Source organism: Xanthomonas sp. WCS2018Noco2-27 (genome assembly GCF_031843525.1).
In the GTDB taxonomy this organism is placed as follows: domain Bacteria; phylum Pseudomonadota; class Gammaproteobacteria; order Xanthomonadales; family Xanthomonadaceae; genus Xanthomonas.
The window spans coordinates 1-517 of the sequence record NZ_JAVTIK010000030.1 but is presented as its reverse complement, the minus strand read 5'-3'; the positions used below and the strand labels follow the sequence as shown (position 1 = coordinate 517).

At 55.5% G+C, this 517-nt stretch carries 1 pseudogene; it reads right to left on the bottom strand.

The features are described 5' to 3' along the window. Positions 1-441: pseudogene (locus RQH86_RS22900) on the bottom strand (glutamate synthase); the annotation flags it as partial. Positions 442-517 lie beyond the last annotated feature (76 nt).

Genomic DNA, 517 nt, shown 5'->3' with positions numbered 1-517 from the left:
ACTCATCGTCCGATCGCCGTCGTACGGTGGTGTAATCACCACGCTGTAAGTACCCGACTCTAGATTAACTAAATTGGTCTGACAGCCATTGTTGCTTGCGTAGCAGTACTGACCGCCCAGTGTGGTGCCGTCAGGTTTGTTGACCGTCAAGTACGCATAGCTTGTTGCATTCGGTGTCACCAAGTCGCTAAGCCCCAAACCCAGGTTCTGTCCGGCCGTGGCGGTAAAGGTCAAATACACGCTCTGCTGAGGAATATTGGTGGCAAAGTTGCCACTGGCACCATTGGCCACCTGTCCGCCAGTCACGCCTGTCGCCAACGTCAACTGCGTGCTCAGCGTTTCGCCCTGGTAGGGATCCACAAATACCGTATAGGTTCCCGTTGTCGGCAGGTTGGGTAAGTTCAGCGTATTCGCTGAGATCCCATTGGATCCGGCAGTCATCGAGTTCAGCACCGCTCCATCAGGTCTATACACGGTGTAGTACGTCAGGCGGTCTGCCGGCGACGTCGTCTGGCCA